This window comes from Pelomonas sp. KK5 (assembly GCF_001984095.1).
Lineage (GTDB): Bacteria > Pseudomonadota > Gammaproteobacteria > Burkholderiales > Burkholderiaceae_C > KK5.
Genome location: NZ_LYVQ01000299.1, coordinates 1 through 6,583 on the forward strand (window position 1 = coordinate 1; position 6,583 = coordinate 6,583).

The 6,583-nt window shown below is 71.4% G+C and carries 7 protein-coding genes; 1 reads left to right on the top strand and 6 read right to left on the bottom strand.

The annotated features are described in order from the left end of the window. The first annotated feature begins 32 nt into the window (after positions 1–32). Positions 33–1,202 (top strand): MFS transporter, encoded by a 1,170-nt coding sequence (locus tag B0W88_RS28605; RefSeq protein WP_077037957.1) that lies wholly within the window; start codon positions 33–35, stop codon positions 1,200–1,202. Positions 1,203–1,206: 4 nt separating this feature from the next. On the opposite strand, the gene B0W88_RS28610 is transcribed toward B0W88_RS28605, so the two are convergent. The 6 genes from B0W88_RS28610 to B0W88_RS28635 form a co-directional block, all read right to left on the bottom strand. Then, complete coding sequence (locus B0W88_RS28610; protein WP_077037951.1) at positions 1,207–1,836, bottom strand: glutathione S-transferase family protein; 630 nt, start codon at positions 1,834–1,836, stop codon at positions 1,207–1,209. 15 nt (positions 1,837–1,851) lie between these two features. Further along, a complete protein-coding gene (locus B0W88_RS28615; RefSeq protein WP_077037952.1) occupies positions 1,852–2,898 on the bottom strand; it encodes a porin in 1,047 nt (348 codons plus the stop codon). 24 nt (positions 2,899–2,922) lie between these two features. Further along, entirely contained in the window at positions 2,923–3,837 is a 915-nt protein-coding gene (locus B0W88_RS28620) for a VOC family protein (RefSeq protein ID WP_077037953.1), read from the bottom strand. Continuing rightward, positions 3,837–4,676 carry a fumarylacetoacetate hydrolase family protein gene (locus B0W88_RS28625; protein ID WP_077037954.1) on the bottom strand — a complete coding sequence of 280 codons (840 nt, stop codon included), beginning with the start codon at positions 4,674–4,676 and terminating at the stop codon, positions 3,837–3,839. The genes B0W88_RS28620 and B0W88_RS28625 overlap by 1 nt, the downstream gene beginning before the upstream one ends. Positions 4,677–4,700: 24 nt before the next feature. Continuing rightward, positions 4,701–5,714 carry an amidohydrolase family protein gene (locus tag B0W88_RS28630; RefSeq protein WP_077037955.1) on the bottom strand — a complete coding sequence of 338 codons (1,014 nt, stop codon included), beginning with the start codon at positions 5,712–5,714 and terminating at the stop codon, positions 4,701–4,703. Between the two features lie 70 nt (positions 5,715–5,784). Then, on the bottom strand, positions 5,785–6,583 hold a 799-nt coding region (locus B0W88_RS28635), incomplete at its 5' end, for an amidohydrolase family protein (protein WP_077037956.1).

The following is a 6,583-nucleotide window of genomic DNA, read 5'->3' on the forward strand; positions in this document are numbered from 1 at the left end:
CCTTCGCCGCCCGCCGGCGCCGCCAGCGGGAGCTGTTCTGGCCGGCGGCGATGGCGCTGGGCGTCGGCGGCTTCGCGATCGGCACCGGCGAGTTCGTCATCATGGGCCTGCTGCCCGAGGTGGCGCGCGACCTGGGCGTCTCGATCCCCGAGGCCGGCCATGTGATCAGCGCCTACGCGCTGGGCGTCGTCGTCGGTGCGCCGGTGCTGGCGGTGGCCACGGCCGGCTGGTCGCGCCGCACGCTGCTGATCGCGCTGATGGCGCTGTTCGCGCTCGGCAACGTGGCCAGCGCGATGGCGCCCGGCTACCTCTCGCTGAACCTGCTGCGGCTGATGACCGGCCTGCCGCACGGCACCTACTTCGGCGTCAGCGCGCTGGTGGCTGCGGCGCTGGCCCCGCCCGACCGCCGCGCCAGCGCCGTCGGCATGGTGATGCTGGGCCTGACCTCGGCCACGCTGGTCGGCGTGCCGCTGGCGGCCTGGCTGGGCCAGCACTGGGGCTGGCGCTCGGCCTTCCTGCTGGTCGGCGCGATCGCGGTGCTGGCCGCGGCGCTGGTCTACCGCTGGGTGCCCGACATGAAGGCCGCGCCCGGCGCGAGCCCCTGGCGCGAGCTTGGCGCGCTGGCCCGCGCCCAGGTCTGGCTGACGCTGGGCATCGGCGCGATCGGCTTCGGCGGCATGTTCGCCGTGTTCAGCTACGTGAAGCCGATCCTCACCGAGGTGGCGGGCCTGTCCGTCGGCGCGGTGCCGCTGGTGCTGGCGCTGTTCGGCGCCGGCATGGTGGCCGGCAATGTGCTCGGCGCCCGCCTCGCGGACCGTTCGCTGATGCGCACGATCGGCGGCGTGCTGGCCTGGAGCGCGCTGGTGCTCGGCACGCTGGTGTTCACCGCCCATCACCCGGCGACGGCGGCGCTGTCGGTGTTCCTGCTGGGCACGATCGTCGCGGTCGGCCCGGCGTTGCAGATCCGGCTGATGGACGTGGCCGGCGACGCGCAGACGCTGGCCGCGGCGCTGAATCATTCGGCCTTCAATATCGCCAACGCGCTGGGCGCCTGGCTGGGCGGCGTGGCAATCGCCGGCGGCCTGGGCTGGACCTCGACCGGCTGGGTCGGGGCGCTGCTGTCGCTGGCGGGCATGGGCGTGTTCGCGGCCTCGCTGTGGCACGCGCGCAAGCACGGCGAGTCAGTCGAACATCACCGTTAGTCAGTCAGGCGAGACCGGGATCGGCTTTTGCCATCGCCGCCTGGAAGGCCGGCCGCTCGCCGATGCGCTTCAGCCAGGCGTGGATGTTCGCGCGCTGGCCCAGCTCGAAGTCGACGAACAGCCGCATCTTCGTCAGCGAGAACACGCTCATGATGTCGGCCGCCGTGAACTCGGCGCCCGCGAGGTACGGCGCCTCGCCCAGCCGCGCGTCGACCAGGTCCAGCACCCGCTCGACCCGCGCCTTCGCGCCGGCCAGCGTCGGATCGCCCTCGGCCGGCTTCACCCGCTGCAGCACCATCAGCCGCCCCAGCGTCGGCTGCAGGTTGCCGTTGGCGAAGTGGAACCAGTAGAGATAGTTCGCGTAGTCCGGATGGTCCGGCGCCAGCGCCAGCCGGCCGCCGCCGTGCCTGGCCATCAGGTAGTCGACGATCGCGCCGCTCTCGGCCAGCAGCAGGCCGTCCTCCTCGATCAGCGGCGCGCCGCCCATCGGGTGCAGGGCCTTCAGCTCCGGCGGCGCCAGCCGCGTCACCGGGTCGCGCTCGTAGCGCTTCAGCGTGTAGGCAAGGCCCAGTTCCTCGCAGAGCCAGACGACTCGTTCGGACTGCGAGGTGGAGAGATGGTGGACGGTCAGCATCGGCGTGGCCCTGGCTCAGAAGTAGTGGCGGATGCCCAGCTGCAGGCCGCTCGTGTCCTGTCCGGCGAAGGGCAGGCCGGCAGCGGCCTGCTCGGCCGTGGCCGGGCCCATGCGGAAGGCGGCATTGCCGCCCTTGTTGTCGAGCCGGGCCACGGTGGCGTAGAGCTGGGTGCGTTTGGAGGCCAGCCAAGCGTAGCCGATGGCGGCCAGCGAGGCATCGGCATTCGCGCTGCCGGTGCTGCGATGGGCGAAGGACGCTCGGATCTCGCCGGTGGGGCCGACCGGCACGGTGGCGGCGAGCATGTAGCCGCTGACGTTCGGCAGGCTGTCCACGCGGTTGCTCTGCAACCAGCCGGCGAGCTTGGCGACCTTGAGGTCGTAGGTGCCGGCCAGCGACAGCGTGCGGCTGGTGCGCGGGTCGCCCTTCAGGCCCAGCGAGGCGGCGGTGGCCTTCACCTGGTCCAGCACCGCGCCGATCATCAGCGGGCCCTGCGTGTAGTCGAGGCTGCCCGAGTAGCTGGCGCCGGTCACTGCGCCTTCGCCCGCCGAGACCAGCAGCCGCCCCTGCACGCCGCTGAGGTTCGGCGTGATGAGCTGCACCGTGTTGTCGAAGCGGTTCTGGTAGCCGCGCAGGCCCTGCAGCAGCGTGTACTGGCCGCCCACGCCGAAGCGCATGAACGGGTCGGTCTTCAGCGACAGCCACAGCCCCTGCGTGAACTGGCTGCCGAGCTGCACCGCGCCCAGCGTCGCGTCCGACAGGCCCACGTAGGACTCGCGGTTCCAGAAGGCCGTCGCGCTCGTTTGCGTGCCGTTGTCGGCCTGCAGGCCGTGCTCGATCTTGAAGTAGGCGCGCAGGCCGCCGCCCAGGTCCTCGCTGCCGCGCAGGCCGACGCGCGAGGTGTCGCTGGTGAGCGCGGTCAGGTGGGTGGACGGATGCGCGCCGGCGGCGCCGAAGCGCATCGCCTGCACCGAGACGTCGAGGATGCCGTAGAGGCTCACGCTCTGCGCGGACGCAGCCAGGGGCAGGGCGGCCAGCGTGGCCGCCATCAGGGTCTTGTTCATCTTGTCTCCTTCGTTGTTGTGGGGTCAGCCGGGTTCGTGGTTGGTCACGAAGTCTTCAGGCAGGTCCGGCCCCCAGGCGTAGAGCGAGTCGCCGGCCGGGTGGTCCGCCGAGGGCCAGGTCTTGCCAGCCTCGACGAAATCGATGTCGAACGAGTACTCGGCATAGCTGCCCCAGGGGTCGCGTACATAGCGGAAGTAGTTGGAGCCGAGCACGTGGCGGCCCACACCCCAGCCTTGCGCATAGCCGGCGTCCGCCATCTGCTGGCCGCCCAGGCCCACCGCGTCCAGCGAGGGCACGCACCAGCTGCTGTGGTGCAGTCCGGGGCCGCCGGACTTCGCCAGCGCGATCAGGTGGTGGTCGCTGCCGTGCGGCGTGTGCAGGAAGGCGATCACCGGCGCGGAGCCGTCGGACAGGCGCAGGCCGAGGACGTCTTCGTAGAAGCGCGTGGCGGCCTCGACGTCGGCGCTGAACAGCAGGATGTGCGAGAGGTAGAGCGGCCGCACCTTCGGCAGCACGCTGCGGCCCGGCGAGCGGCCGGCGTTGCCGTTGGCCGGCGGGAATTCGCGCGGCGCGGGATGCGAGGGCGAGCACTTGGTGGCGACGCGCAGCTGCAGCGGCAGGCCGTCCGGGCCCTCGATCCAGAAGCCGCCGGCGTCGGCGCCGGCCGGCGCCGCGATGCGCTTCACCTCGCGTTCCCGCAGGTGCTGCTCGAAGCGTGGCAGGTCCGAGGCGTGGAGGCCGAAGCTCAGCCACAGCAGGCGCTTCGGCCCGTCGCGGCGCAGCACGCGCGCCCAGCGGTGCGGATGGCCATGCGTGTGCAGCGCGAGGCCGCCTTCGACCTCATGCACATCGAGCCCGAAGCTCTCGTAGAAGTGCCGCGCCGCGGCCAGGTCCGGCACGCTGAAGACGAACTCGTCGACCGAGTGGGCGGCCAGCATCACAGCACCTGCTGCCGCTGCGTGCCGAGCGGCCCGGCGCTCAGCGTCATCACATCGCCGCGCCGCAGGAACTCAGGGTTAGGCTTGACGCCCAGGCCCACGCCCTCGGGCGTGCCGGTGATCACGACATCGCCCGGCAGCAGCGTCATGAACTGGCTCAGGTAGGACACGATCTCCGCCACCGGGAAGATCATGTCCGCCGTGCTGCTGCACTGCTTCATCACGCCGTTGACGGCCAGCTCCAGCGGGATCGCCTGCGGGTCCGGCAGCTCGTCCGCCGTCACCAGCCAGGGGCCGATCGGCCCGAAGCCGTCGAAGCTCTTGCCCTTGCCCCACTGGCCGTTGCGCTTGATCTGCCAGTCGCGCTCGGACACGTCGTTGGCCAGGCAGTAGCCGGCCACGTGCTTCAGCGCCTGGTGGACCGGCACGTTGCGGGCCGTCGTGCCGATGACGAAGCCCAGCTCGATCTCCCAGTCGCCGGCGGTGGAGCCCTCGGGCAGCAGCACATCGTCGTTCGGCCCGGCCAGCGAGGTGATCGCCTTGGTGAAGACGACCGGCTCCTTCGGGATCTCCAGCCCCGATTCCAGCGCGTGCTTGCGGTAGTTGAGCCCGATCGCGACGAACTGCCGCGTGCCGGCCACCGGCGTGCCGAGCCGCGTGCCGGCGGGCACCAGCGGCATCCGGCGCAGGTCGATGGCGGCGAGCGCGCGCAGCTTGTCGGGCGCCATCCAGTCGGGCGTGAAATCGGGGACCAGCAGCGAGAGGTCGCGGGCCTGGCCGGTGTCGTCGAGCGCGCCGGGGCGTTCGGCCCCGATCGGGCCGTGGCGGAGAAGCTTCATGGTGATGTCCTGCTAACGGTGAATTCAGACTGGGCGCTGCCAGCGCGGGAAGAGGGCGGCGGCGTTGTTCCCGCGGATGCCCTGGCGCAGCGCGTCGGGCATCTCCAGCGCGGCGAACTGCTTCGCCGCATGCGAGAGGTAGAAGTAGCTGTAGTCGCTGCCGAACAGCAGGTGCGTCGGCGGCACCACCTTGCGCAGCATCTCGAAGACCTCGGGCGAGTAGGCCTGGGCGCATTCGAAATACAGCTTGGCGAACTCGGCATAGGGCCCGTCGGGGAAGAAGTCCTTCATCGCCGCGGCGCCGACGCCGCGCCAGCCGGCGAAGCCCTCGAAGCGGCCGAGCAGCGCGGCCGTCACGCCGCCGCCGTGGCAGAAGATGAACTTCACGTCGGGCAGCCGGCGCGTGGTCTTCGCGGCCCACAGGCTCAGGATCGTGCGGGCGGTGTTGGTCGGGAACTCGATCCAGGGCGCGGAGATCGGGCCACGCTCATAGCTCAGCGTGTCCGGCGTGCAGCAGGGCGCCTGCGCGGGATGGACGAAGACGACCGCCTTGCGCCGGTGCAGTTCCTGGAAGACCGGTTCGAACTTCGGGTCGCCCAGCCAGGCCGCCTGGTACTGGGTGGAGAGGCCGAAGCCGTCGGCCTCCAGCACGTCCAGCGCGTAGGCGATCTCGGCCAGCGTGCCGTCCACGTCGTTCATCGGCAGCGAGGCGAAGAGGCCGAAGCGGCCCGGGTGGTCGAGGCAGTGCTGCGTGCTCCATTCGTTCCACTCGCGGGCCTTCCCGCGCGCGGCGGCGGGGTCCACGTCGAGCACCGGGCCGGCATAGGCGATGGCGGTGTCGATGCCGTTCTGGTCCAGCTGCTCGACGGCCATGTCGATCGACCAGCTGTTGCCGTCCACGTTCCTGTGGGTGGGCTCGAAGTGGTGGTGCACGTCGATCGAGCGGGTGCGGCCGGGCGCCGCGAGGCCGGGCAGGGCCGCGGAGGCGGCGAGGGCGGCGCCGCCCAGCAGCAGGCCGCGGCGAGTCGATGAGGACACGGGCGGGCAGCAGGCGCAGCGCCAGCGAGGGTGATGAGGGCTCATGGTTTGTCTCCGTCGGGCTTTGTCGTTATGCGAACTGCGGGAACAGGGCGAGCGCGTTGTTGCGCATCACGTCCTGGCGCAGCCGCTCGCTGAACTGCGGGCTGGCGTCGAGCTTCGCGGCCAGCGCCGCCACCAGCGGCTCGGGCGTGTAGGGCCAGTCGCTGCCGTAGAGGATGCGGGCCGGGTCGGCGATCTCCAGCAGCGGCAGGATCTGGCGCGGCAGCGGGAAGCCGGCCAGGTCGTAGTACAGGCCGCGCAGCGTGTCGTAGAAGCGGGCGGTGTCCAGTTTCTCGGGCAGGCCCAGCGCGGGCGAGAGGCCGGCGACGCGGTCGGCCAGCACCGGGATCGTGGCGCCCGCGTGCGGCACGATGATCTTCAGCTTCGGGAAGCGGGCCAGCGTGCCGGAGAGGATCAGGTTGAAGACGGCGCGGGTCGTCTCGAACATGAACTCGATCATCGGGAAGGGGTAGCCGATCGGCGGCAGCGAAGCCGCATCCTGGCCTGGCACCTTGCCCTGGCAGCAGGGGCAATCGGGGTTGGTCGGGTGGATGAAGACCTTCGCTCCGCGGCGGTTCAGCTGCTCGAAGACCGGGTCGAGCCGGCGGTCGCCGAGGTAGACGCCGTTGAAGTTGCTCTCCAGCACGACGCCGTCGGCGCCCAGCGTGTCGAAGGCGTGGTCGAGTTCCTTCAGCGCTCCGTCCACGTCGGGCAGCGGCAGGCTGGCGAACAGGCCGAATCGCTTCGGGTGCGCCTGCACGGCCTTGGCGCCTTCCTCGTTGCAGTAGCGGGCCAGTGCGCGGGCGGCGGCGTCGTCGCCGAAGTGC

Excerpts from the sequence above, each read along its gene's own strand:
- B0W88_RS28620 (WP_077037953.1), bottom strand. The coding sequence starts at position 3,837 with ATGCTGGCCGCCCACTCGGTCGACGAGTTCGTCTTCAGCGTGCCGGAC.
- B0W88_RS28625 (WP_077037954.1), bottom strand. The coding sequence starts at position 4,676 with ATGAAGCTTCTCCGCCACGGCCCGATCGGGGCCGAACGCCCCGGCGCG.
- B0W88_RS28615 (WP_077037952.1), bottom strand. The coding sequence starts at position 2,898 with ATGAACAAGACCCTGATGGCGGCCACGCTGGCCGCCCTGCCCCTGGCT.
- B0W88_RS28610 (WP_077037951.1), bottom strand. The coding sequence starts at position 1,836 with ATGCTGACCGTCCACCATCTCTCCACCTCGCAGTCCGAACGAGTCGTC.